The sequence below is a fragment of the Actinophytocola sp. genome, from assembly GCF_035712165.1.
Classification (GTDB): Bacteria; Actinomycetota; Actinomycetes; order Mycobacteriales; family Pseudonocardiaceae; genus DASYTH01.
The window spans coordinates 1-2,488 of record NZ_DASTBH010000252.1 but is presented as its reverse complement, the minus strand read 5'-3'; the positions used below and the strand labels follow the sequence as shown (position 1 = coordinate 2,488).

Annotated in this window: 1 protein-coding gene; it reads left to right on the top strand. The window is 71.9% G+C overall.

The genetic code is table 11. From position 1 onward, the window contains the following. On the top strand, positions 1 to 2,488 hold a 2,488-nt coding region (locus VFO68_RS14370), incomplete at both ends, for a BTAD domain-containing putative transcriptional regulator (protein WP_325158766.1).

Below are 2,488 nucleotides of genomic sequence, written 5' to 3'. Positions count from 1 at the left end.
GATCTGCCCAGCGGTCCGGCCAAGGTGATCCAGTCGTACGTCTCCCGGCTACGCGCGGTAACCGGCCCGGACCTTGTGGTCACCAAACGGCCGGGCTACCTGCTCGCGATCGAGCCGGATGTGGTGGACGCGGTGCGCTTCGCCGAAATGGTCGCGAATGGACGGACAGCCGCCGAGGCTGGTGCCCACGTCGCCGCGGTGGGCAGGCTCGACCTGGCCGAGCAGCAGTGGCGCGGTGAGGCCTTTTCCGACCTCCCGGATCTGCCCTACGTGCGGCAGGAGCGGACGCGGCTGCGAGACCTGCGGGTGACCGCTCGCGAATTGGCCGTCGGTGCCCGCCTGGCCGGGGGCGAGGCTTCCGGCGATTCGCAGCCGATCGTCGCGGAGCTGGAGGCGCTGCTAAGTGTTCACCCTTTGCGGGAACAGCTTTGGGCGTACCTGGTCCAGGCGCACTACCGGGCGGGGCGGCAGGCCGAGGCGCTCGCCGCCTACCAGCGTGCCCGCTCGGTCCTGATCAGCGAGTTGGGTATGGAACCCGGGCCGCTGCTGCGCGATGCCGAGCTTGCCGTGCTGCGGCAGGAGCCGCCCGAGCCGCAGACGCCACCGCCGCCCCTGCCCGCGGAGCTGCTCACGCAGAACGCGATGCCGTTGGTCGGCCGCGACACGATCGTCGCCGCCCTCCGCGGCCTGCTGGACGAGGCCGCCTTCGGTGAGCCGCAAGGCGCACTCCTTTGCGGCGCACCGGGTGCCGGCAAGACCCGGCTGCTGGCGGAGTTCGCCCGGGTGGCCGCGGACCGGGGGGCCGCGATTGGGTGGCTAAGGCCGGGCGAGCATGCCGGCTTCTTCGGCGACATCGATCGGTACACGGTTTACCTGCTCGACGACGCCGACCGGCTCGGCGAAGCCTACGTTGCGCAGCTGGCCAAGCGGTGGCGGGAGCTTCGCGGCCCGGTCATCCTCGTCGCCACCGCGGTGGAGCCCGTTCCCCTTGGCCTGCAGCAGTTGGACGTGCCGCCACTCACCGCCGCCGATGTCACCGCCGTCGTGCGCCAGTACGCGCCCCACGAAGCCGGCGAGGAGGTGGACCGTTTCGCCGAGGGCCTGGAGACCGAGACCTTCGCGGTGGTACACGAGCGGGCGGCCGCATGGGCGGTGGAGCGCGCGGTCACCCAGGTCGGTGCCGGTGTCGCGACCCTGACCGTCCCGGCCGACCAGGCGCGGCAGGCCCGGGCGCAGCTGCTGGCGGGGATCTCGGACCTGATCCGCCTGAGGCAGGCCCGCGCCGGCGGGCTCAAGCCCACCAACGACTGTCCCTATCCCGGGCTCGGCCGGTTCGAGACCGACGACGCGGCGTACTTCCACGGGCGCGACCGTGCCATCGCCGACCTGATCACCCGGGTGGCCGCGACCGAACCCGGTGGCGTGATCGCGGTGGTCGGACCCTCGGGCTCCGGCAAGTCATCCTTGGTCCGGGCGGGACTGCTTGCGGCCCTCGCCGATGGGGTGCTGCCCGGGTCGGCGGACTGGCGGGTGCAGGTGCACGAGCCGAGCCGGTCGACGCCCGACGGCCCGGCCGATCTCGTGGTCATCGATCAATTCGAGGAGGTCTTCACGGTTCTCGGTCCGGCCGCGCGTGCCCGGTACACGGAAAAAATGGCCGCAACCGCAAGAATAGTGATCACCTTGCGCTCTGATTATCTCGCCACCGTCAGCGAGGACATCGTGTATGGCCCGATGGTGGCCGGGAACCCGGTGCTGATGGCCCAGCCGTCCCGGGCGGAGCTGGCCGACATGGTCTACGGTCCGGCCGCGGCCGCCGGCCTGGAGATCGAGCCCGGACTGGTCGAGGACATCGTCGCGGACCTTGGCGCGCAACGACACCTGCCGTTGCTGTGCACGGCGCTGGCCGGGTTGTGGCGGGCTCGCCAGGGCACCACCCTTACCCGGGAAGCCCTGCGCGAGCAGGGCGGCATGGCCAGCGCCGTCGAACGTCTGGGCGAAAGCGCTTACGCCGCGATGGATCTGGAGCAACAGCAGGCCGCACACCGAATGTTGTTGCGGCTGACCGATGTTGACCCGGAGTCCGGGCCGATCCGGCGGCCCGAGCGCCGCGGCGACCTGCTCGACGTGGGCGCGGCCGGTGCCCCGGAAGCGTTGGAGATACTGGTGACGCACCGGCTGGTGGTGGCCGACGGTGAGCGCGTGGAGATCGCGCATGAGGCGCTGCTTCGCCACTGGCCACGCCTGAGCGACTGGCTGCACGCGGACGCGGCCGGGCGGCAGCTGCGCCAGCAAATGATCGACGCGGCGGATCGGTGGCGCCTCGGCGGTGGCGAACCGGCCGACCTTTACCGCGGGGCGCGCCTTGCCGCCGCAAGGGAATGGGCGGCCGACCACGGCGACGAGCTGACCCCGGCTGAGCACGAGTTCCTCGCCACCAGCATCACGCACGCCGAACGCGGCCAGCGGCGCCTGCGGCTGCTGACCG